Raw genomic sequence first — 21,109 nt, forward strand, 5'->3', positions numbered from 1 at the left:
CATCGATAAATATGCCACCCATCGCTCAGAAGCGCACAGCGAGGCCTGAATCACTGTGCTGACCAGCTAAAGTATTCCGGTGAGACGCGGGTTATAGACCTGTGTCACAAGGAAGTTCTGAAGGGGTTATTTTGCACGAACGTATTCACCACCGGGCCTTTGCTGATCGCTTGATGAGCGCCGAGCAAGCTGCAGAGTTCATTAAGCCAGGCATGACTGTCGCCATGAGCGGTTTTACCGGTGCAGGATACCCGAAGGCCGTGCCCGGGGCACTGGCAGCGCAGATGGAGCGCCAGCACGCTGCGGGCAAGGACTTCAAGATCAACGTGCTTACCGGCGCTTCCACCGCCCCTGAGCTTGATGGCGTGCTGGCCAAGGCCGAAGGCATGAACCTGCGCCTGCCATACATGTCGGACCCAGAACTGCGCCGCCGCATCAACGAGGGCAACATGGAATACATGGACATCCACCTGTCCCATGTCGCCCAGCACGCCTGGTTCGGCTTCTACGGCAAGATCGACTTGGCCATCGTCGAAGTTGTCGGCGTCACCGCCGAGGGCGACTTGATCCCTTCCAGCTCGGTGGGCAACAACAAGACCTGGCTGGAGATGGCCGACAAGATCATCATCGAGGTCAATTCCCAGCAATCTGCGGCCATGGAGGGCATGCACGATGTCTACTACGGCACCGCACTGCCTCCGCACCGCAAGCCGATCGACCTGAGAACCGTGCGTGACCGCATCGGCCAGCAGTACATGGACGTCGACGTCAACAAGATCGTCGCCGTCGTGGAAACCGACGCGCCAGACCGCCTGAGCCCCTTCGCCCCGGTGGACGAGACCAGCGAGAAGATCGCCGATCACCTGCTGACCTTCCTGGATTCCGAGATCCGTGCCGGACGCCTGTCCGAGAAGCTGCTCCCGCTGCAGTCGGGCGTGGGCAATATCGCCAACGCAGTGCTCGCTGGCCTAGCCCGTGGCGGCTACAAGGGCCTGACCGCCTATACCGAGGTCATCCAGGACGGAATGCTGGAGCTGATCAAGGACGGGACCATCGAGTTCGCCTCTGCCACCAGCTTCTCGCTGTCTTCGGAGGGCATCGAGGAATTCAACCGCAACGTCGACCACTACCGCGAGCGCATCCTGCTGCGCGCCCAGGAAATCTCGAACCATCCGGAGATCATCCGCCGGCTGGGCTGCATTGCGCTGAACGGCATGATCGAAGCCGACATCTACGGCAACGTGAATTCCACCAACGTGCTGGGATCGCACGTGATGAACGGCATCGGCGGCTCGGGCGACTTCGCCCGCAACGGCTACCTGTCGGTCTTCATGTCCCCATCGACCGCCAAGGGCGGCAAGATCTCGGGCATCGTTCCTTTTGCTTCGCATGTGGACCACACCGAGCACGACACCATGATCCTGATTACCGAACAGGGCCTGGCCGACCTGCGCGGCCACTCGCCAAAGCAGCGTGCGCAGCTGGTCATCGATAACTGCGCCCACCCGGAGTACCGCCCGATGCTGCAGGACTACTTCGACCGTGCGTGCAAGGAAAGCTACGGCAAGCACACCCCGCATCTGCTGGGCGAGGCCCTGTCCTGGCACCAGCGCTTCCAGGAGACCGGAGACATGCGCCCGGCCAGCTAGTCGCCGGCCAGACGGGGCGCGATGCGCAGGATGCGGTCATCGCCCGCCCCTGGCTGGCCGCGCCCGTCGGTATTGTTGGTCAGCACCATCAGTGCGCCGTCAGGATCCACTAGCACGTCGCGTAGCCGGCCGAGCCGGCCATCGAGCAGTTCATGCTCGGTGGCCGGCTCGTCCAGTTCCACCGCGCGCAGCACTTCTCCGCGCAGATTCGCCAGGTAGAGGGTGCCATCGAGGATCGCGATGCCGCTGGGGCTGGCTTCGGACGGGGACCACTGCGCAATCGGATCGGTGTACGACGGATTTCCGCCGCTTTTTCCCTCGGCTTCGGGCCAGCCGTAGTTTCCCCCGGCTTCGATGATGTTCAGCTCGTCGAAGGTGTTCTGCCCGAACTCGCTGGCGAACATGGTGCCATCAGCACCCCACGCCAAGCCCTGCACATTGCGGTGCCCGTAGCTGTAGACGAGGGAATTCTCGAACGGGTTGTCGTCCGGGACGCTGCCGTCAGGTGCCATGCGCAGGATCTTTCCGCCCAGCTGCTGCAGGTCCTGGGCTTGCTGGGGATTGCCCGCATCGCCCACGGTGGCATAGAGCATCCCGTCCTGACCGATGGCCAACCGCCCGCCGTTGTGGATGCTGGCCGAGGGCAACCCGTCAATCAAGGTGCGCGGGGCCGACAGTGAAAGATTCCCGGCGCTGCCTTGCAACGTGAACCGCTGGATGCGGTTGCCGAATTCCGCGGTGGAATACGCATAGAGCCGGTCCGGTGCGAGGAAGGCCAGGCCCAGCAATCCGCCTTCTCCCGTCGCTACCAGATCATCGAGCCGGGCTAATTCGCGCAGTTCTCCGGACTCCAAAACCTCCACGATCCGCCCGGAATCACGTTCGCTGACCAGCAACCTGCCCTGCGCGTAGACCATGGACCAGGGGGCTTCGAGTCCGGTGGCCAGTGGTGCTGGAACAGCTTGCGATTCGGTGGCTGGAGCTGAAGGCGGGGTTGGCGCGGAGCATCCGGCGAGGAACACTGCGCCGAGCACTAGGCAGGTACCCAGAATGCGCTTCATCGAGCTGCTATGCATGGGCTGGTTGATGGCGCGTCGGGCGATAAGTCAGTTCCTGGATCCGTCCGTCCAGCAGCTTGGACTCGACAAGTTCCAGATCGTAGTCATCGACCCCGCCAAGTACCGGGGCAGAACCGCTATGCCCGGTCAGTACCGGGAAGATGGTCACCTGGATGAAGTCCACAAGACCTGCCGCCAGCAGGGAATGGTTCATCGCTAAGCAGCCGTGGGAGCGCAGCGGCACATCTGAAGCTTCCTTGAGCTGTGCGACGACTTCCAGTGCATCAGCGCGCTCCAGCGTGGGGTTTGGCCAGGACAGCGGCTCTTCCAGGGTGGTGGAGATGACGGTGGCGGGCTTGTCGTGCAGGGCCACACCCCACGCGTCTTCAACCTCGGGATTCGCCTCGATTTCTGCCCAGAAGCGGCTGAAGAGACGGAAGGTGTTGGCCCCGAAAACCATGCGGCAAGCCGGAGTGTAGAGCTCGAGCCGGTGGGCCAGCAGCTGCGGCCCTTGCTTTCCCCAGTAACCGCCCCAATCGCCACCGGCGCTGCCGAAGCCATCGAGGCTGCTGAACACATCGAAGGTATAGGTCGCACTCATGGCGAATCTCCTGGAGCTTGAGCGTTAGATGCCACCTACCGTACGCCCGTGCTCGCGGTGTGAAAACCAGCTCGGCCGGATTCTCAGGCAAATCCATATTCTGGATACGCAACTGGCCGCTTCGTCCTTCTGAGGATGCGGTGTTTCGCGTGCTCGGTATGGTGCCTCTCGCGGGACTCGCAAGTTCGCTTAGAGTGCATCTAGGGTCCCTGCTCCGAGTTGTCTTGACACATGCCAAGATACTTGGAATCCGAAAATACCGAGGAGACCTCTATGGTCCTTGAACGAGGGTGACTCCGAGCGCTAATAGTTGCACGGCCAGTACGCCAAGAGCTACGGATATGAGTCCCCATCCATAGCTTTTCTTCACTGTGGCGATAATGCCACCAGCTAAGCCAAATCCACTAGGGAGGAAATACGTGCTCACTGAACTGGACCGCCAACAGCCCAAGGGTATCCCTGCCGCTGCCTTCACTATTTGCAAACCCAGCGCACTAGTAGCTGGTTTGGCACATGGAGTCTTGGCTTGCGCTGAGCTGAATTGATTTAACAACTTGCCCATTTCCAGAGCATGAGAATCCGTGCCGTCGGCACGGGCCTTCTTCATGTCGAAGTAGACCTGCCCATGTCGAGTTGCCGTGCAAGCCACGTAGTCGAATCCCATCCGGCATGAGGGTCTTATTTCTCAGGCAAATCCACATTCTGGGTGCGCAACTGGCCGCGGGATAGCTGCTTGCCGTTGGATTCATCGGTGATGATGACCTCCCAGAGCTGCTGGGTGCGCCCTTGGAATAGCGCGGTGGCGATCACCTGAACCCGTGCTCCGGTGGAAGGGCGCAGGAAGTCGGTGGCGTTGTGCACGCCCACGGCGAATTGCCCGCGTTCGGCCACCGCGTAGCTGGCGCCCACTGATCCTGCGCTCTCGATGATCGAGGTGTAAACGCCGCCATGCACCACGCCCCAAGGGGTGTGGTGGTTCTCGTCCAGCTGCGCGTGGCCGCGTACTTCCGTGGCCGTGATTTCGTCGAATTCCAGTCCGATGCTTTCGGTGAAGCGGCTGGTCTTATTGGGAATCCGCGGTGCAGTGTTTTCCAATTGGTGATCCTCAGGCTAGTTCGGTGTGCTGGCTTCGAGCGCTTGGGCGCGCAGGACATTCTTCTGCACCTTACCAGTGGAGGTGCGCGGCAGATCCTGCGGGAAGACGATGGTGCGCGGCACCTTGAAACCGGCAAGCTTTTCGCGGGCGAATTCAATCAGCGTTTGCGCGTCCAGGGAGGATCCGCTGGCGCGGATGACATATGCCACCGGACGCTCGCCCCATTTCTCGTCCGCGATGCCGATGACGGCCAGGTCCAGCACCTCTGGGTGCGAGGCGAGGGCTTGCTCCACCTCGATGGTGGAGATGTTCTCGCCGCCGGAAATGATGATGTCCTTGGCCCGGTCGCGCACCTGGATGTAGCCATCCGGGTGCATGACACCCAGATCGCCGGTGTGGAACCAGCCGCCATGGAAAGCTTGGGTAGTGGCCGCTTCATCGCGGTAGTAGCCGATCATGACGTTATTGCCGCGCAGCACGATTTCGCCCATGGTCTGTCCATCCGCCGGGACATCGTTCATGTTCTCGTCAACAATGCGTGCGGACTCGGCGGTAATCATGCCAACGCCTTGGCGGGCGAGCTTCGCGGCCCGGTCCGGGCCATCGAGGGCATCCCACTCATCCTGGTACTCGCACACCGTGTACGGTCCGTATACCTCGGTGAGGCCATATACATGGACTACCTCGATGCCCAGCTTCTGCAGCTTGGAGATGATTGCCGGGGACGGGGGAGCTCCTGCGGTGGTGATGCGCAGTGGCGCATCGAGCTGGTGGGCGCGGGTGGAGTCGGCGATGATGGAGCAGACGGTCGGAGCGCCGCACAAGTGGGTGGTTCCAAGATCCTCGATGGCATCCCAAACGGAATCTTCGCGCACGCCGCGCAGGCACAGGTGCGTTCCTCCCGCTGCGGTGACGGCCCATGGAGTGCACCAGCCGTTGCAGTGGAACATCGGCAGGGTCCACAAGTAGCGGGTCTTGGCGGTGAAGCCCTGGTGGTGCGCTTCGCCCAACGAGTTCAGGTAGCTGCCGCGGTGCGAGTAGAGCACGCCCTTCGGCTTGCCGGTGGTGCCCGACGTGTAATTGAGAGTGATCGGAGCCCGCTCATCGGCGATGGCGTAGGGAAGTCTTTCATCCGAGGCTTGTGCGATTAGCTCGTCCAAGGTGGCGTCCACGGGCACGTCCGGACGTTCTCCGGCGTACTGGTCATCGGTGATCTCGATGAGCGCCTCCAGCGTTGGGTTATCGCGGCGCAGGGTCTTCGTGTTTTCCAGCAGCTCTGTGTCGGCAAGCATCAGCTTGGCAGCAGAATGATCAATGATGTATTGCAGCTCGTGGGCCGAGAGTCGGGTGTTCAGGGCAACGAGGACTGCGCCTGCCAGCGGTACGGCGTAATGCGCCATGAGCATTTCGGGAGTATTCGGTGCCAGCACGGCCACGCGGTCGCCCGGCTCAATGCGAGCCTTCAGCGCCTGGGCAAAGCGGTGCACCCGTGCTTCGAATTCTTCATAGGAGAAGATGCGAGTTCCATGGATGACGGCGGTCTTCTTCGGATAGGCCTCGGCTGTGCGTTCCAAGAAACGCAGTGGGGTCAATTCTGAATGGTTGGCCTGAATCTCTACCATGGTGTGGCTATTCCTCAATCGTCATCGATGGTTACGGAGAACAATAAGCAGGAGTGTGACTCAATGCACTCCATGACCAATAGTGGCATGAACCTCAGCGTCATGCCGGGAAACCAAGTTTCATTACGGTGGGCGGTAGGGAATTCGCGCCAGGGCCCCGAGCCCAGGGGAGGCGTTAGTGTTCTGCCGAATCAAGGGCGGCGGAAGCCTGCTGCGATCATGGGGGCCGAGTGGTTCAAGAAGCGCGGCGCATGGCGAATAAAAGACTGCCCAAGGACTCCCCGTGGGGCCTTGGATCGAATATTGCGTCGAATATTGCGATTTGCGAAGTGAAATGTTTGACGGTTGTTCGTCATGAGCCATATCGTTTTAAACAGAATCAAGAGCATCAGCTATAAGCCCTGGCTTGCTGATCGGCAACCCTCTCAACGGTAGTGGGGTGCTCCAGGTGAGGATTCGGTTCCACGCAAAATGTGCTGGAACAAGTACCGCACACGGCGCGGAACTTCAGCCCAAGCGGCTTCGAGTAACGAGAAGCCAATGCTTGCAGGCTACTGCGCGGTGGGCAAGACCCAAAGGAATCGAGCCATGTCATTGAATCTTGAACTTGACCCGTTGACCCTGCGCAAGGTTTTCGCTCAGCATCCATCAGGGGTAGCCGCCCTCTGTGCAGAACTGGATGGCGTGAAGACGGGAATTGTCGCTTCATCGTTTACCGTGGGAGTTTCCCTCGAACCTGCACTGGTGATGTTCGCCGTGCAGAAGTCCTCGAACACTTGGCCAAAGCTGCGCGAAGCTGGCCGCATTGGCGTCTCAGTGCTGAGCGAACGCAATGATGGTGTCTGCGCTCAGATTGCCTCGAAAAATGGCGACCGGTTCCGCGGAATCGATACCTATTCCTCGGATCAGGGCGCGCTCTTCGTCAACGACTCAACGTTGTGGCTGGAGACTTCGATCTACAACGAGGTCGAAGCGGGGGATCACTGGGTAGTCCTGATGGAAGTCCACGGGCACCGCACCTCCGAGCACTCGCCACAGATCTTCCATGATTCGCGGTTCCATTCGCTGCCGATTCCTGAGCTCGTATAAGCGCTTCGCATCTTCCAAAGCTCCGGCCAGATCAAATCATCGATCTGGCCGGAGCTTTTTGAATTCCGGTTAGGCGGGTTGAGCCGTTCCCCGCAGCCCTCGACACCGGCAATGCCCGTTCTCTCTCGCCACCCTGAAGACGTGGCAAGATGGCTGGCAATCTCATGGCCTGCCATCTTGGGCCAGCTGCCCCAGGCATTTGGCGATAACCTCGTCATCAAAGTATCTGTCGCGAGAAACCTTGAACTCGCCATATCCGCCACCCGCCTGGGCTGTCGAACAGAACCGCGCAGGTAGCTCATGGATCCTCGCTGCACGCTGGACCAGAGTGGCAGCGAATTGCCGGCAACCCTCGGATGGGGTTTCCGAGCCATGCAAAGGCTGCGCATCACAAATGAAACCGGCGCTTTATGGGGTCTTCACTGGCGCGCGTCGCGGACGCGAAGTGGCGAGAGTGCGCCGGCAGCCCAGTCGCTGATCCAGGTTCGCCCGCCGAGTCGTTGCACACATTAAGTTATCCACCGCCCCCGAACGCAGAAACCCTGGCCGATTGTGGACTACTGGAAGATCCGGCCTTGCTGGCGAATTTAATCCACGGTGACTTAGGGTTTTGTAAATTCAGCAGTATCCACAAGGTTATCCACAAAACTGTGGACAAGACATGGGCAAATGTGTGCAAAGGGTGAAAAACCCCGGGAACTGGGCGATTAAGGGTGTTGATAACCTTGGGCCGGTTGGCGTGAGCTTCAATGAATTAATTTTCTGTCCACAGGTGTGCGAATACAAACAACCAAGTCAACAGATATTAATGATACGTAGAGTGGGGTAATCCACAGAGTTCTCCCCAGACTGTGAACAGGGAAGTCCACAGGTAGAGGAGTGTTATCCACATATTCTGTGGATAATGAGGTTTACGCCTGTTAATAACAGCCCTAGTGTTGGGTTCGGGAGAGAAATATCCACAGGCGCCTGACATCCAAATGTCCGTATCGACTGACACGATGAAGCGTTGCCATGAGGCAAGGATAATTTTTCCCAGCGGGTCAATAGGGGATGGAAGTGTCTGCAATGAGTGCTGAGCCGGTTTACGAAGGACGAGATTCCGACGCAGGGCGCAAGCCGCCACAGGATATCGAGGCCGAGATGTCGGTCCTCGGTGGCATGATGCTCTCCAAGGACGCCATTGCTGACGTCGTTGAATCCATTCGCGGCACCGACTTCTACCGTCCCTCCCACGAATCGATTTACGAGGCGATTGTCGACCTCTACGGTCGTGGCGAACCAGCCGATGCGGTCACCGTAGCCGACTTGCTGACCAAGCGCGGCGAAATCTCGCGCATTGGTGGCGCCGCCTACCTTCACAATCTCATCCAGCAGGTTCCAACTGCAGCCAACGCCGGGTACTACGCAGAAATTGTGCGCGAACGCGCCGTGCTGCGCCGATTGGTTGACGCTGGAACGCGTATTGTCCAGATGGGCTACTCGCCAGATGGTGAAGTTGACGCAATCGTCAACGAAGCCCAGGCAGAGGTCTACAAGGTGGCCGAGAACCGCAGCAGTGAAGACTACGTGCGACTTTCGGACATCATCGAAGACACCGTTGATGAAATCGAGAACGCGGCCAACGCGGGCGATGGCATTACCGGTGTGCCCACCGGATTCTATGAATTCGACGAGCTGACCCAGGGCCTGAAGGGCGGCCAGATGATCATCATCGCCGCCCGTCCTGCGGTGGGCAAGTCAACCTTCGCGCTGGACTTCGCCCGTTCTGCTGCCATCAAGCACAATATGGCCACCGTGTTCTTCTCCTTGGAAATGGGCCGCAATGAAATTGCGATGCGCCTGCTCTCGGCCGAAGCATCCATCCAGCTCCAGGATCTGCGCAAGGGCTCGGTGGAAGACGCACAGTGGACCAAGATCGCCACGACCATGGGCCGGCTGAACGAAGCCCCGTTGTTCATTGATGATTCGCCGAACATGTCCATGATGGAAATCCGTGCCAAGTGCCGTCGCCTCAAGCAGCGCAACGAGCTGCGCATGATCATCCTGGACTACCTGCAGCTGATGAGCTCGGGCAAGCGCGTGGAATCGCGCCAGCAGGAAGTTTCCGAGTTCTCGCGTAACCTCAAGCTGCTCGCCAAGGAACTCGACGTTCCGTTGATTGCGCTGTCGCAGCTGAACCGTGGTTCCGAGCAGCGTACCGACAAGAAGCCAATGGTTTCGGACCTGCGCGAATCGGGCTCGATTGAGCAGGACGCCGACATGGTGATTTTGCTGCACCGTGATGACGTCTACGACAAGGAAAACCGTCCGGGCGAAGCTGACGTGATTATCGCGAAGCACCGTGCCGGTCCGACCAAGACCATCACCGTGGCCTTCCAGGGCCACTACTCGCGCTTCAACAACATGTCCACCGAGGGTTAGTCCCAGTCAGAACTCATATGGCACCTACTAAGCCAGCGAATTGCTGGCTATAGTGGGTGCCATGTTCGCTTCGATGCAGGCTTTGCTGTGGGGCACTGTGGCCGGCTCGGCCCTGCTGCTGGGATCTGGCGCGGCCTGGTGGCTGAAGATCCCCAAGGTCTGGGTCAGCGCCATCATGGCCTTCGGTGCCGGGGTCCTGGTCAGCGCACTGGCCTTCGAGCTGGTGCTCGAAGCCTATGAAACCGGCGGCCTCGTTGCGACGCTGGGCGGCGTGATCGTGGGCGCTGCCTTGTATTTCGGCGCGAACCGGCTGCTGGCCTGGAGAACCTCAAAGCGGCAGGCGCAGCGCGCAGGAGAGCAGGAGTCATCGGGAACCGCGCTCGCGGTCGGTGCACTCATCGACGGCATTCCCGAGTCCGTGGCGCTTGGACTTTCCGTGGTCGCCACCGCGAGCATTAATCCGGCGATGCTCATCGCCATATTCATCTCCAATGTCCCCGAGGGACTGGCGAGTACCGCACAGATGAAAGCGTCCGGGCGCAAGGGGTCCTCGATCGTTTTGCTCTGGGGATCGATAGCCATTTCCTGCGGCATCGCTGCCTTCCTCGGAGCGCTGCTGCTGGAATCCATGCCCGGTGAAGTGCTGGCCTTCGCCACCGCGGTCGCTGCCGGAGGCATCTTGACGATGATCGCCGACACCATGATCCCGGAAGCCTACAAGGTGGAGCACGACTACACCGGGTTGCTGGTGACCTCGGGCTTCCTGGCGGCCTTCAGCCTGCACGTGATCGGCGGCTAGGGGAAACCTGAGATCATGGATGCATGCCCCTGAACCGCAGCAGCCAATCAGCCGAGCGCGCCGAGTCAACGATCTATGCTCCGCAGTATCTTGCCACCACCCTTGGCATGTTCGTGCTCGTCTTCCTGGTCGCTTTCGAATCCATGGCCGTGACCACGGTAATGCCACTGGTCAGCGAGCTGCTGGAGGGCGAACGCTACTTCGCCCTGGCCTTTGCCGCGCCAATCGCCAGCGGGATGCTGGGGATGGTTGCCGCCGGAGAAGTCACCGACCGGTGGGGGCCCAAGCACCCGCTGTCCATCGCCGTGGCCGTTTTCTGCATTGGGCTGCTGATCTGCGGTTCAGCCGAGAACATGCAGGTCCTGATTGCCGGGCGCATCTTGCAGGGAATTGGCGGTGGCGCGATCACCGTCGCCATCTACGTGCTCATTGCCCGCGCGTATCCTGCGCATCTGCATTCCAAGATCTTCGCCCTGTTCGCTACCGCCTGGGTGGTCCCGGCGATGATCGGCCCCTGGCTGGCCGGCTTGATGGCCGTGCACCTCGGTTGGCGCTGGGTGTTCTCCGGCGTGGCGGTGCTGGTGGTTCTCGCGTTCTGCGGGATCGTGCCGGCGTTGAAGTCGCTGAGCTCCCAGCGCAATCCGGACCTGGGGCCGATTTCCAAGAAGCGGCTGATGCTGGCCGGCCTGGCTGGACTGGCTGTCATCTGCATGAACTTGCTCGGCAATGCGCAGGGCAGCTGGTCCCTTCTGGGACTGGTCTTGGCATTGGCGGTAGCCCTTGCAGCAATTCGCCCGTTGCTGCCCAAGGGCACGTTCAGCTTGGCCAAGGGGCTGCCGTCCACCATCATGACCCGCATCTTCGTGGCCGGGGCCTTCTTCGGCGTGGAAGTCTATCTGCCGTACCTGCTGCGCGAGGATTACCAGCTGGGTCCCGACCGGGCGGGCCTGATCCTGACGGCCTCGGCATTGTGCTGGTCGGTGGGTTCATGGCTGCAAGGAAAGCTGGGGGATAAGGTGGAATCCTCCACCTGCATCACCGTGGGTGCGATCGCCGGCAGCGTAGCGATTTCAACCGCATTGGCCACCGCGATCTTCCATCCGCCGGTCCTCGTGCTGGTCTGCGGATGGGCCGTGGGCGGCTTCGGCATGGGGATGATCTTCCCGCGGCAAAACGTGAACATGCTGGCCCTGTCTGCCAAGGATGAACAGGGATTCAACTCATCGGCAATGACCGTGGCCGACTCCCTGGGCAACGCCGGAACCACCGCCATCGGTGGCGTCATCTTCGCGATGGCCGCCACCGGGATGGAGTTCATCTCGGTCTTCAGCTTCAGCCTCTTGCTGATTCTGGTCCTGATCGCGATCTCGCCGCGCACCAAACCTGTTGCGCAGCCAGCAGCCTGACTACGCTGGGATCATGGACACAGAGCTTCCCAAGACGAGCAACCCCGCCGCCAGGGCTTTCGAGCAGGCCGGCATCACCAGTCTCGAGCAGGCGGGGCAAGCCGGCACCGCGGCGCTGCTCGCGCTGCACGGCGTCGGCCCGAAAGCCATCCGCATCCTCCGCGACGAGCTGGCCGCACGCGGCCTCAAGATGAACCCCTGAGATCTCCGGTTTAGCCGCGCGGCAGGATGCCCAGGTGGTCCTTGTCCGGTTCCACGATATGCTGCGCATACTCGGTGTGCTTGGCAACGTAGGCCTTCACGTACGGGCAGACCGGAACGATCCTGGCACCGCTGGCGATGGTGTTCTCCAGCGCGAATTTCACCATGACGCTGGCTAGGCCCTGTCCGCCGTATTCCTCATCCACGGTGGTGTGGAAGAAGATCCGCTCGACGCCTTGGGCCCCATCAAAATCGCGGTAGTGCGCCGCTCCGATGATCTTGCCGTCATCGTCGAGGGCGAAGCGCTGGCGCTCGGGCAGGAATACTGGTTTGATGTCGCTCATTGGGAGTTCCTTACTGGTTAGGCGGGGTTCACGCGCGGGCGCAGGCGAACGGTGGGAAGTGCTGGAGCCGGCAAGGCTGCCGGAGTATTAGGCGGGAAAGGCCCGAAGCGATCCTCGGAGGCATCCCCGGGCTCGGCCCCGATCTCGGCCTGCCATTGCGCGCGGAACGCGAGGACTTCCTCATGGGTGCGGCCTACGAAGTTCCACCACATCAGGATGTCTTCCTTCAGCGGCTCTCCGCCGATGAGCAGCGCCAGAACCGGCTGGTCCCCGGACTTCAGGCGCAGGGTCGTGCATCCCGCACGCACGAACCCGAGATCGCGTGGAGCGAGTTCATGGCCGTTGACTTCAAGATTGCCGGAGTCCAGGAGGATCCCGTGCTCATGGTGCCCGGGGACAACCACTTCGATCTCGGTGTTCGGTTCAAGGCGCAGTTCGGCGCCACCGAGCTCGGTGTGCGTCTTCACCGGGGAGGTGGACGACTTGCCCGACACCCCGTAGGTGCCAAGGAAGACCGACAGCGACCAGCCGGGAGCGGTGAGCGCTTCCGGGCGGTAGTTCTCAAAAGTATGTTCCATATCCCGTGCATGATCCGGCAGCGCGGTCCATAGCTGGGCGCCGTGAAGGATGGTGGTGTCTTCGGTGAGGATCTCCGAATGGCTGATTCCGTGCCCGGCGGTCATCAGATTGACCTCGCCGGGTCGCACGGTCGCCTTGAACCCGGCCGAATCCATATGGTTGATCTCTCCGGTGAAGAGCCAAGAGACAGTCTGCAGTCCGGTGTGCGGGTGACGGGGCACGTTCATCCCGCCGGTGACTGCGACATCGTCAGGACCGTAATGGTCCAGGAAGCACCAAGCGCCGATCAGGCTGCGCTGCTTTTGCGGCAGTGTCCGGAAGACCGTCATTGCCCGCGGACCGCCCAAGGGCACTTCGCGTGGTTCCAGGATTTCAACCTCTGCCTGGGAACGCACTGCACTGCAGCCGATCTCCTCAGGCCGGTGCTCAAGATTGCTCATATGCCAAGGCTATTCACTGTGGCCCGCTTTGACTACTTGCGCCACCGGATTCGAACGCAACTGGAATTGGCGCTGCGACCCGGGACAGCTTTCGGCCCGGGCACGGTATTCTCGACCGCGGTACGATCAATGCAGTGGTATTAGGCATCTTTCAAGGAGCTTGCGACAACGTGGACAGTGCTATTCTTCGTGACGAAGATCTTCTCAAGCTGGAAAAGCAGGTGTGCTTCGGCCTGGCCGTAGCCTCGCGCTCGGTGATCTCGGCATACAAGCCCGTGCTGGATCCGCTGGGGCTGACGCATCCCCAGTACCTGGTGATGCTGGCCCTTTGGGACTTGGGGCCGATCAGCGCCCGTGCCCTCAGCGGGCATCTGCACCTGGATCCGGGAACGCTTTCCCCGTTGGTCAAGCGCCTCGAAACTGCCGGTTTGGTGGCAAAGACGAAGAACCCGGACGATGAGCGGGCCGTCATCATTCAGCCCACCGAGAAGGGTGCCGCGCTGCGTGCTGAAGCGGTGGAGGTGCCGCGCGAAATGATGGCCCGGCTTGCCCTGACCGACAAGGATGTGCTGGAGCTGCGCGGCATCCTGGACCGCATTATTGCTGCAGGTTCGAACGCTCCGAAAAGCTAGAACCCCATTTAGTTGGTGCACCAACTAATGACGTATGATTGAAGTGCCAGTACTCGCAAACCCAATGACCGAAGAGGACGACGATCATGGATGAATCACCCCTGCCGATCATTTCCGATACCACCGGACTAAGCGTCGGCTACCGCATGTTCTGGCGTCTGAAGTACTTGGGATTGTCCATCTTCGGTCCGGCCGAGCGCCGTGTCCTCGCCAGCCCTCGCGAACGCATCAAATGGGACCGCGCAATGAAGGTCATGCGCGCCCATGAAGCTGCCGGAACCTCGCCGGATGAGCAAACGCTGTACACCGCGAGCCGCATGGAGCCTCGCCGTCCGCAGGGGTAGTTGCCCCCGCAGGTGAACCTGATGGCGGGCCGCGATAATATTGACCTTATGGAATCGATGACTGAACTCGTAGTCGCCCGGCAATTTTCCGCACCGAAGAACGCCGTTTGGGCTGCCTTCGTCGAGCCGGAAATCATCGCCCAGTGGTGGGGTCCCGATGGCTGGCTTGTCGAGGAAGATTCCGTCGTATTCGAAGCCAAGGTCGGCGGCCGGCATGAGCTGAATATGGTGCAGGCTGATAACCCGGATGCCAAGGTGCCGCTCAAGGCGGTCCTGACGTCTTTCGACGAGTACGAATGCCTGGTCAGTGCCGACGGCCCGCACGAAATGACCTTGGACCTCGTGATCGAAACCCGTATCGAATTCAAGGAATTCGCCGGGCAGACGATGCTGACGCTGACCCAAACCCCATTGCCTTATGAGGTTCTCGAATCCAGCACCAAGGCATGGAATTCCGCTTTTGCGAAGCTCGAAGCGCTGCTGGCGGAATTCTTCTAGGCCTTTAGTACGGCAGGGGAAGAACCAGCACAGCAGCTGCGAACGCCTGCCAGTTTCGCGCTCTTGCCGGCGGAGTCAAAGCGCAGCACGTGGCTGAAAGGCGTTTCGCTGCGGCCACTGGCGCAGTTCTGGCAGGTTCTTGCCGTGCAGTGCAACCAGAAGCCCCATGAGGATCTGATGGCGCGGAGCATTGCCGCACGTAGCCGGAGAATCTACTTGCAAGCCAATGCCTCCCTCCCGTTGCCCGCGGCCTAGCCTCGCCCGATGTATGGCATGCCGCCAGCGGTGATGGTGAATTGGTTGATGGACGTACCGATCGGAACCCCGGCGATGTACGCAACGGCTTCAGCGGCTTGGGCCAGCGGGAATGTCGGCTCGACGAGCCGCTGGCCGCCCGGTTGCAAGGCACCCTGGGTGGCACCGAAATCATCGAGCAGGTCACTGGCGGTGTTGCCGATATCGAGCTGCGTGGCCCTGATCCGGTGCTCCCGTCCATCAAGTTCTAGGCATTTGGTCAGGCCGGCGATGCCGTGCTTGGTGACGGTATAGGCAACGGAGTTCACGCGCGGAACCTGCGCTGAAATCGATCCATTGTTGATAATGCGTCCCCCGCCGTTGGCCTTGAAATGGGCAAAGGCCGCGCGGGCCGCGTTGATGGCCCCGGTGAGGTTGACCCGGCAAACCTCATCCCACTGGGCCGGACTCAGCTCATCGATGGCTGCCGAGGGACCGAAAATTCCGGCATTATTAAACAGTGCATTGACCTTGCCGAAACGTTGTGCCGCTTCGGCAAACAGGTGTTCCACAGCCTGCGGATCACTAACATCCGTGGGGACCACCAAGGCGGAACCGTGGCCTTGCGCCGTCTCATGCAGGTTAGCCGCGGTGCGCCCGGCGAGCACCACATTCCATCCCTGCCCCAGCAGCAGGCGGGCGGTGGCGCGGCCTATGCCTGATCCTGCGCCGGTGATGGCAATCGTGCGCGGGGCATGCGGGATTCCAAGTGAGTGGGACATCAATTCTCCTTGCGGAAAGCTCAACAGTATTGGGACGAGGCGCGTGGTCTCATCCTAGGAATTTGCGCCGCCAAACCCCAGTTTTCGGCTGCATGTTGCGAAGCGCCCCCGAGCGCATTTCCCGGATCAGCCTGGAAAGCAACTAACCTTGAAGTGCTCGGTCCCCGCAACCCCGGCCGAACATCTCCTAAGGAGGCTTGTGTTCCTCGACGTGCTCTATGGTGTGCTGCCGCTGTTCTTCGTCATGCTCATCGGCTACGGCGCCAGCCATGCACCCAAATTCCCGGCCAGCGTGGAACCGGCACTGAATGTGTTCGTCTTCTATGTCGCCTTGCCGGCGCTGCTCTACAAGGTGGTAGCCCGCGCGGATATCAGCGAAGGCGTGCCGCTCGCATTCCTGTGGATCAGCATCGTCTCCGCGCTGCTTTTCGCCCTGCTCAGCTGGCTGGCTTTCCGCTATCTGCTGCGCGCAAACCGGGCGCGGGCGCTCGCCGGCATGCTGACCACCAGCTTCGGCAACGTGTCGTACTTGGGAATCCCGATTATCCTCGGCGTCATGGGCACCGAAGCCGGGTTCGCCGCGGGCATGGGGCAACTGGTCCACAACATCATCTTCATGGTCGGATTCCCCATCCTCGCCCAAATTCTCTTGCCCAACGGCAAAGGAGGCCAGCATCCGGCAAGCGCAGCGCGCATCGCCCGGACCATCCGCAATGCCTTGGTTTACAGCCCGGTCACCTGGGCCATGGTCCTTGGCGGCACGGTAGCAATCCTCGGTGTGCCCGTGCCGCGGCCGGTGGACGACACCGTCGACCTGATATCCGCCGCGGCCGCCCCGGGTGCACTCTTCGTCATCGGAATGTCGCTGAAGCGGACCATTGACCGTTCGCGTGCCAGGAAGCATGCACCGGTTGCTCCGGATGGCTCTGCGGCTGGCGGCAGCTGGGCGAGAACCTCCATCGCGGCCATGGTGCTGGGCAAACTCGTGGCAATGCCATTGCTGACGGTGGCCATGCTGCTTGTTTTCGCCCCGGATCTGGATCGCATCTGGTTCAATGCCGCGGTGCTCATGGCGGCCATGCCGGTCAGCGCAACCGCCTACATCATGGCCCAGAACGACACCGGGGATGGCGAGCCGACCGCGGTGGCCATCGTCATCACCTGCGTTCTGTCGGTCATTGCCTTGCCGGTGCTGGCTCAATTGGTACTGAAGTAGTCCCCGCGCTTTCCTTGACCTTTGCCCCGGTGCGGGGACAGTCTTGTAGCAGCACAGGCTAATCGGCCCGGAGTATCCAGCCCGAGAGATGAGATGCAGGGATTTGATGAAGAAGTTTTCGCTGGCCGCCATCGCCCGAACCCAGCTGAGGGAAGCCGCGGATGCAACCAATGGCCGAGCTGCCAGCACGGTTTTCGGCGGACATGAGCACACCCTGCGCCAAACCGTCATCGGTCTCACGGCCGGCACCGAGCTGCAAGAACATGTGAATCCCGGCGAAGCGACACTGCTGGTCCTCCAGGGCAGGGTCACCGTTTCATCCATGGGCAACCAGTGGGAGGGGCGCAGCCAGGATCTCATTGTGCTTCCCGAGGGGAGGCTGAAAATCAGCGCCACGCAGGATTCCAGCGTGCTGCTGACCGTAGCCAAGATCGATCGCTAGGGGACAGCAAAATGCGGGCCAGTTCACATCCATGAACCGGCCCGCATCTGCAGGGGAGAAGGACTGATTAGACGCTGACCGCGTCCTTCTCCCGGTCTCCAGTGCCGCTTTCGCCGGCCGCGGCTTCGGCGTCTGCCAAGTCCCCGGCTTCAGCGTCGATGGCGTCGGCGGATGCCGCGGCTTCGTTCGCCTTGGCTTCAAGCGCCCGGCCTTGCAGCGCGGCGAGCTCCTCGGCGGAAACCGGGTGGCTGGAGGTCTGCACCGGCTTGAGCTGGTCGATGACCATGGTCACGGCCAGGCTGGCCAAGGCCCAAATAGCCAGGACCACCAGGTGGGAGCCTAGCCCGACACCGTCGAAGTAGACGATCGCGCGGATGGCTTCAACGGCAGCCGGCATCGGCAGGATGTCGTGCAGGATGGTGAAGATGCGCGGTTCCATGTAGATGGACAGCCCGCCATTGGAGGCTGGGACGCCCAGGAACATCACGATCAGCATGGTCGGGACCAGGCAGACCATGCCCAGCAGGCGGTTGAATACCGTGGTGAGCATGGCCACCGCGAAAATCGCGAGCATGCCGACGCTGAACAGCTGCCCGAAGTGGCCCTCGACTGCCCCGGTGAACGGGACGGCGATCAGGCAGAGCACGGCGGACATGAAGGCCGAGTACACGGCCGCCAGCGGGACCAGTTTCTGCAGCGGGGCCATGTGCGGTGCCGCGGTGGCGCCGACCATGATGACCATGAAGCCTGCCATCACCCAGCCCATGCCCAGGTACATGGCCACGGTGCCCATATTGTCGTGCTCCGGAAGCGGGGCCAGCTCCTGGTGGTCCACGTCCATCTGCTGCGCTTGGCCGATCTGCGTGAACACCTGGACCACCAGCTGCGATGCGGCGTTGCCGGAAGCCTGGGCGGTATAGACGGCAGCTTCCGGGCTCTGCTCCGAAGGCAGCACGAAGGCCCCTGTCAGCTCCTGGGACTCGACCAGGTACCGGGCGTCAGCGGCAGTGTCCATGGCGGTTAACTCGAACATGCCCTCCATGGATTCGTTCAGCGAATCCACGGTCTGCTGGGCCTGCTCCACGGAGGAGCCCACGACGGCTACCGGCATGTCGCGTGGCACCGGGGTCTGCATGGCGCCGAGCATCGAGCTGAGCATGATGGCGATCATGCCGAAGGGCAGCGCGGCCAAGGTGATGTAGCGCCACGCCTTGTTCTTGGGGCGCGGGCCGCCATGCAGGGAAGCGACATTGATCTGGGTGGGGATATCGCTCTTGCCCTTGGCGATGCGCAGGGCATCGAGCAGGGCGACCAGCAGCAGCGCCGCGACGGCACCGCCGGCGAGAATCAGGATATGCCGGGCCGCTCCGTCGCCGTTGAAGTACAGCACCGAGCGCATGGCTTCGCCCAGGGCCGGCATCGGCAGGAACTGGTGCAGGAACGGGAAGATCTTCGGCAGGGTGTAGACCGACATGCCCATATTGGAGGCCGGCTGGCCCAGCACCATGAACAGGAACATTCCGGGGATGACGGCCATGGCGCCGAATATGCGGGTCAGCAGCAGCTGCCCGGCGCCCACGGCGAAGACGCCCAAGGCCAGGGTCGACCACGCGGGCAGGATGCTCGCGGCAGGAATGACGCCCAGGATCGGGCCGCCGACGAGGATGCCCAGCCCGGAGAGCAGGATCGACCATCCGCCCAGCAGCGGCAGCGCGCGGCGGCGCTTGAGCAGTTCCGGGGAGTTCGAGAAGGCCATCGACCAAGGCATGTAGCCGGCAGTGATCATCGCGGTGGCCAGCAGCATGGCGCCCATGCCCATGGAGTCGTTCTCCGGAAGCGGCACCAGATCCTGGGAAGCCAGTTCCAGCGACTGCTCCATGATGACCGGCGTGAGCACGGCCGTGATGGCCGAGGTGGCTGACATGCCGGCGCCGCTGGCGGTGTACAGCGTGGCCGTATCGCCATCGAGGTCCACCGCAGCGGTGACTTCGCGGTCGTAGACCAGCTCGCGGGCTTCGCGGGCCGAGTCCACGATGCGCAGGTCCACGGCCTCAGCATTGCTGTCCTCCAGCGCCCGGGCAAAGTCACCGGCCGCTGCGCTGCTGGTGGCCGAAATGGCCACCGGCATGTTCGCGGCTGACTGGTGGTGCATGGCTCCCAGGTAGCCCCAGATCATCATGCCCACGATCATCAATGGCATGATGAAGACTGCGACAGTCCTGCCGATCTTTTCGGCCTTGGCGCGTTTGGCGGCCGCTTCCTGCTCGGAAAGAGGCTGCTTCTCGTGCTTGGCCCTGCGGGAGGGCGGCGGGTTTTCAGTGACTGCGGCGTCGTTGCTCAACTGCGCATGCTCCTTGGATTCTCGGTCTGCAGCGGGGTGCGAGGCAACCCGCCAAGGTCTTTAGTTGAATACTGACAACTAATTTACGCCACGTGGCGTAAAATTGTCAGCAACTGTGCCGAGGTTCACTTCCTGGACGCCGGGACGAGATGATGCGAGGAAAGGCGGGAATGGTGAGCCGACACGGCGATAAGGCGCGGGAGGTCTTGCTCGATGCGGCAGAAGAGCTCTTCGCGAGCCACGGCATAGACGCCGTATCGAATCGGAAAATTGCCGAGCATGCCGGTACTGCCAACCATTCGGCGATCAAATACCATTTCGGGAGCCGCGAGGACCTGTTGCAGGCCATGCTCCAGCGGGCACTGGGCGACATGCGCAGCTGCCGCAACCGCCTGCCATCCCTTGCTGGCGGACCGGAGGCGAGCCTGCGCGAGGTGGTCACCGTGCGGACCCTTCCCTGGATCTATTCCTTTGACGCGCTGCCGCGGCCCTCCTGGCGGGCGCAATTCCTCTACCAGGCACGGCTGCATCCAGGACTGCCGGCGATTGTGGGCGACAGCCTGCGCAACGAGGTGCTGAGCGTGGCGGGCCCAGGACGTGCTCGCAAGGAATTCGAGGGCATTCCGGAGGTCGTGGTCAGGTCGCGTGCGCTGATTCTCGGTCCGATGTTCCTGGGGCTGTGCGCGCAGTACGAGCGCACGGTCAATGAAGGCAAGCAGCAGGGCAACTGGGAATCGCTGGGCTACTTCCTGGTCGATTCCATGGTCGGCATGCTGGCGGCGCCAAGCACCGCTGCGGCCGACTTCATGGGATTCGGCGAGGACTAGCCGGGCTGGCGCGAGGCGCTGCAGCTGGAACTAAAAAACGCAGAGGCCAGGTCCCGACGCCTCAGGGGTTGGCCTCTGCGTGGTCTTCAGGGGACGCTTAGCGTCCCGGGTGCTGGCCGAACAGGCGGCTCCACAGCGAGGGAGCCTCGCGGGTGATCCGCGGCTGGCGGGCAATATCCGGATCCAGGTTCTCGATGGGCTGGAACAGTCCGGTGCGTAAGGCGTCGGTGGTGGCAATGAGGCGCTGGCCCTCCGGTGTGCAGTTGATCTTGCTTGGGTTGATAGCGGTCATTGCGACCCTCCTTCACGATTTCGCATTTCCACAATATGGAAATTATCTTCTGTGTTGTGAAACCATTATGTGGGCTAGGTCGGAGCGTTTGCAATAGCTGGGCGCAAAATTATCTATCCATAATATGGAAACCGGCAAAAAGTCACACTTGTTAAAGTTTTTCCAGCTTTCGCTTGACTGCGACGCTGTGAGG

Annotated in this window: 21 protein-coding genes and 1 riboswitch; of the genes, 12 read left to right on the top strand and 9 right to left on the bottom strand. The window is 61.5% G+C overall.

The features are described 5' to 3' along the window. Window positions 1-131: 131 nt before the first annotated feature. Entirely contained in the window at window positions 132-1,649 is a 1,518-nt protein-coding gene (locus tag ACIOTN_RS12070; RefSeq protein WP_181149065.1) for an acetyl-CoA hydrolase/transferase family protein, read from the top strand. Here the strand turns inward: ACIOTN_RS12070 and ACIOTN_RS12075 are convergent. The 4 genes from ACIOTN_RS12075 to ACIOTN_RS12090 form a co-directional block, all read right to left on the bottom strand. Beyond that, a complete protein-coding gene (locus ACIOTN_RS12075) occupies window positions 1,646-2,710 on the bottom strand; it encodes a PQQ-dependent sugar dehydrogenase (RefSeq protein ID WP_402735412.1) in 1,065 nt (354 codons plus the stop codon). The two genes, ACIOTN_RS12070 and ACIOTN_RS12075, sit on opposite strands and share 4 nt — an antisense overlap. A gap of 7 nt (window positions 2,711-2,717) precedes the next feature. Continuing rightward, the gene (locus tag ACIOTN_RS12080; protein WP_402735413.1) at window positions 2,718-3,308 is read right to left on the bottom strand and encodes a dihydrofolate reductase family protein; all 591 of its coding nucleotides are present in this window, start codon (window positions 3,306-3,308) and stop codon (window positions 2,718-2,720) included. A gap of 678 nt (window positions 3,309-3,986) precedes the next feature. Then, window positions 3,987-4,403: a PaaI family thioesterase gene (locus ACIOTN_RS12085; protein WP_402735414.1), complete on the bottom strand. Its 417-nt coding sequence runs from the start codon at window positions 4,401-4,403 to the stop codon at window positions 3,987-3,989. Between the two features lie 15 nt (window positions 4,404-4,418). After that, the gene (locus tag ACIOTN_RS12090) at window positions 4,419-6,026 is read right to left on the bottom strand and encodes a long-chain-fatty-acid--CoA ligase (RefSeq protein WP_402735415.1); all 1,608 of its coding nucleotides are present in this window, start codon (window positions 6,024-6,026) and stop codon (window positions 4,419-4,421) included. A gap of 377 nt (window positions 6,027-6,403) precedes the next feature. Then, a riboswitch (SAM riboswitch) is annotated at window positions 6,404-6,520 on the top strand. Between the two features lie 94 nt (window positions 6,521-6,614). Here ACIOTN_RS12090 and ACIOTN_RS12095 point away from each other — a divergent pair. The 5 genes from ACIOTN_RS12095 to ACIOTN_RS12115 all read left to right on the top strand — a co-directional run bounded on the left by ACIOTN_RS12095 (window position 6,615) and on the right by ACIOTN_RS12115 (window position 11,946). Then, window positions 6,615-7,115: a flavin reductase family protein gene (locus ACIOTN_RS12095; RefSeq protein ID WP_105656581.1), complete on the top strand. Its 501-nt coding sequence runs from the start codon at window positions 6,615-6,617 to the stop codon at window positions 7,113-7,115. A gap of 1,068 nt (window positions 7,116-8,183) precedes the next feature. After that, complete coding sequence (gene dnaB, locus ACIOTN_RS12100) at window positions 8,184-9,539, top strand: replicative DNA helicase (RefSeq protein WP_105656572.1); 1,356 nt, start codon at window positions 8,184-8,186, stop codon at window positions 9,537-9,539. Window positions 9,540-9,600: 61 nt separating this feature from the next. Next, window positions 9,601-10,338 carry a ZIP family zinc transporter gene (locus ACIOTN_RS12105; RefSeq protein WP_332731080.1) on the top strand — a complete coding sequence of 246 codons (738 nt, stop codon included), beginning with the start codon at window positions 9,601-9,603 and terminating at the stop codon, window positions 10,336-10,338. Between the two features lie 23 nt (window positions 10,339-10,361). Further along, complete coding sequence (locus ACIOTN_RS12110; protein WP_133833832.1) at window positions 10,362-11,744, top strand: MFS transporter; 1,383 nt, start codon at window positions 10,362-10,364, stop codon at window positions 11,742-11,744. Window positions 11,745-11,757: 13 nt separating this feature from the next. After that, window positions 11,758-11,946 (top strand): hypothetical protein, encoded by a 189-nt coding sequence (locus ACIOTN_RS12115; protein ID WP_105656632.1) that lies wholly within the window; start codon window positions 11,758-11,760, stop codon window positions 11,944-11,946. Between the two features lie 10 nt (window positions 11,947-11,956). Here the strand turns inward: ACIOTN_RS12115 and ACIOTN_RS12120 are convergent, their stop codons facing one another. Further along, window positions 11,957-12,289: a GNAT family N-acetyltransferase gene (locus tag ACIOTN_RS12120; RefSeq protein ID WP_105662222.1), complete on the bottom strand. Its 333-nt coding sequence runs from the start codon at window positions 12,287-12,289 to the stop codon at window positions 11,957-11,959. A 17-nt stretch (window positions 12,290-12,306) separates the two neighbouring features. After that, entirely contained in the window at window positions 12,307-13,308 is a 1,002-nt protein-coding gene (locus ACIOTN_RS12125) for a pirin family protein (RefSeq protein WP_105656569.1), read from the bottom strand. A 170-nt stretch (window positions 13,309-13,478) separates the two neighbouring features. Between ACIOTN_RS12125 and ACIOTN_RS12130 the strand changes: the two genes are divergently transcribed. From ACIOTN_RS12130 to ACIOTN_RS12140, 3 genes are all read left to right on the top strand, one after another. Further along, window positions 13,479-13,940, top strand: a complete 462-nt coding sequence (locus ACIOTN_RS12130) for a MarR family winged helix-turn-helix transcriptional regulator (RefSeq protein ID WP_105656568.1) — start codon at window positions 13,479-13,481, stop codon at window positions 13,938-13,940. A gap of 86 nt (window positions 13,941-14,026) precedes the next feature. Next, window positions 14,027-14,284 (top strand): hypothetical protein, encoded by a 258-nt coding sequence (locus ACIOTN_RS12135; RefSeq protein WP_402735416.1) that lies wholly within the window; start codon window positions 14,027-14,029, stop codon window positions 14,282-14,284. Window positions 14,285-14,341: 57 nt separating this feature from the next. Then, entirely contained in the window at window positions 14,342-14,782 is a 441-nt protein-coding gene (locus tag ACIOTN_RS12140; protein WP_181148787.1) for an SRPBCC domain-containing protein, read from the top strand. A 251-nt stretch (window positions 14,783-15,033) separates the two neighbouring features. On the opposite strand, the gene ACIOTN_RS12145 is transcribed toward ACIOTN_RS12140, so the two are convergent. After that, entirely contained in the window at window positions 15,034-15,798 is a 765-nt protein-coding gene (locus ACIOTN_RS12145) for an SDR family oxidoreductase (protein WP_105662226.1), read from the bottom strand. Window positions 15,799-15,997: 199 nt separating this feature from the next. Between ACIOTN_RS12145 and ACIOTN_RS12150 the strand changes: the two genes are divergently transcribed. Next, window positions 15,998-17,014 carry an AEC family transporter gene (locus ACIOTN_RS12150; protein ID WP_402735417.1) on the top strand — a complete coding sequence of 339 codons (1,017 nt, stop codon included), beginning with the start codon at window positions 15,998-16,000 and terminating at the stop codon, window positions 17,012-17,014. Window positions 17,015-17,120: 106 nt separating this feature from the next. Further along, window positions 17,121-17,456 (top strand): LuxR family transcriptional regulator, encoded by a 336-nt coding sequence (locus ACIOTN_RS12155; protein WP_133833835.1) that lies wholly within the window; start codon window positions 17,121-17,123, stop codon window positions 17,454-17,456. A gap of 67 nt (window positions 17,457-17,523) precedes the next feature. Here ACIOTN_RS12155 and ACIOTN_RS12160 read toward each other — a convergent pair whose 3' ends face one another. After that, the gene (locus ACIOTN_RS12160) at window positions 17,524-19,797 is read right to left on the bottom strand and encodes an ABC transporter permease (RefSeq protein ID WP_402735418.1); all 2,274 of its coding nucleotides are present in this window, start codon (window positions 19,795-19,797) and stop codon (window positions 17,524-17,526) included. Between the two features lie 170 nt (window positions 19,798-19,967). On the opposite strand from ACIOTN_RS12160, the gene ACIOTN_RS12165 reads away from it, so the two are divergent. Continuing rightward, window positions 19,968-20,624 (top strand): TetR/AcrR family transcriptional regulator, encoded by a 657-nt coding sequence (locus ACIOTN_RS12165; protein WP_400341818.1) that lies wholly within the window; start codon window positions 19,968-19,970, stop codon window positions 20,622-20,624. A gap of 97 nt (window positions 20,625-20,721) precedes the next feature. On the opposite strand, the gene ACIOTN_RS12170 is transcribed toward ACIOTN_RS12165, so the two are convergent. Next, complete coding sequence (locus ACIOTN_RS12170) at window positions 20,722-20,916, bottom strand: hypothetical protein (protein ID WP_105656560.1); 195 nt, start codon at window positions 20,914-20,916, stop codon at window positions 20,722-20,724. Between the last annotated feature and the right edge of the window lie 193 nt (window positions 20,917-21,109).

It is taken from the genome of Glutamicibacter sp. NPDC087661 (genome assembly GCF_044743275.1).
Classification (GTDB): Bacteria; Actinomycetota; Actinomycetes; order Actinomycetales; family Micrococcaceae; genus Glutamicibacter.

What these genes read in the sequence shown, in the direction of transcription:
- ACIOTN_RS12075 (WP_402735412.1), bottom strand. Translation starts at nt 2,710, where the DNA reads ATGAAGCGCATTCTGGGTACCTGCCTAGTGCTCGGCGCAGTGTTCCTC.
- ACIOTN_RS12080 (WP_402735413.1), bottom strand. Translation starts at nt 3,308, where the DNA reads ATGAGTGCGACCTATACCTTCGATGTGTTCAGCAGCCTCGATGGCTTC.
- ACIOTN_RS12090 (WP_402735415.1), bottom strand. Translation starts at nt 6,026, where the DNA reads ATGGTAGAGATTCAGGCCAACCATTCAGAATTGACCCCACTGCGTTTC.
- ACIOTN_RS12095 (WP_105656581.1), top strand. Translation starts at nt 6,615, where the DNA reads ATGTCATTGAATCTTGAACTTGACCCGTTGACCCTGCGCAAGGTTTTC.
- dnaB (WP_105656572.1), top strand. Translation starts at nt 8,184, where the DNA reads ATGAGTGCTGAGCCGGTTTACGAAGGACGAGATTCCGACGCAGGGCGC.
- ACIOTN_RS12105 (WP_332731080.1), top strand. Translation starts at nt 9,601, where the DNA reads ATGTTCGCTTCGATGCAGGCTTTGCTGTGGGGCACTGTGGCCGGCTCG.
- ACIOTN_RS12110 (WP_133833832.1), top strand. Translation starts at nt 10,362, where the DNA reads ATGCCCCTGAACCGCAGCAGCCAATCAGCCGAGCGCGCCGAGTCAACG.
- ACIOTN_RS12115 (WP_105656632.1), top strand. Translation starts at nt 11,758, where the DNA reads ATGGACACAGAGCTTCCCAAGACGAGCAACCCCGCCGCCAGGGCTTTC.
- ACIOTN_RS12120 (WP_105662222.1), bottom strand. Translation starts at nt 12,289, where the DNA reads ATGAGCGACATCAAACCAGTATTCCTGCCCGAGCGCCAGCGCTTCGCC.
- ACIOTN_RS12125 (WP_105656569.1), bottom strand. Translation starts at nt 13,308, where the DNA reads ATGAGCAATCTTGAGCACCGGCCTGAGGAGATCGGCTGCAGTGCAGTG.
- ACIOTN_RS12135 (WP_402735416.1), top strand. Translation starts at nt 14,027, where the DNA reads ATGGATGAATCACCCCTGCCGATCATTTCCGATACCACCGGACTAAGC.
- ACIOTN_RS12140 (WP_181148787.1), top strand. Translation starts at nt 14,342, where the DNA reads ATGACTGAACTCGTAGTCGCCCGGCAATTTTCCGCACCGAAGAACGCC.
- ACIOTN_RS12145 (WP_105662226.1), bottom strand. Translation starts at nt 15,798, where the DNA reads ATGTCCCACTCACTTGGAATCCCGCATGCCCCGCGCACGATTGCCATC.
- ACIOTN_RS12155 (WP_133833835.1), top strand. Translation starts at nt 17,121, where the DNA reads ATGAAGAAGTTTTCGCTGGCCGCCATCGCCCGAACCCAGCTGAGGGAA.
- ACIOTN_RS12165 (WP_400341818.1), top strand. Translation starts at nt 19,968, where the DNA reads ATGGTGAGCCGACACGGCGATAAGGCGCGGGAGGTCTTGCTCGATGCG.
- ACIOTN_RS12170 (WP_105656560.1), bottom strand. Translation starts at nt 20,916, where the DNA reads ATGACCGCTATCAACCCAAGCAAGATCAACTGCACACCGGAGGGCCAG.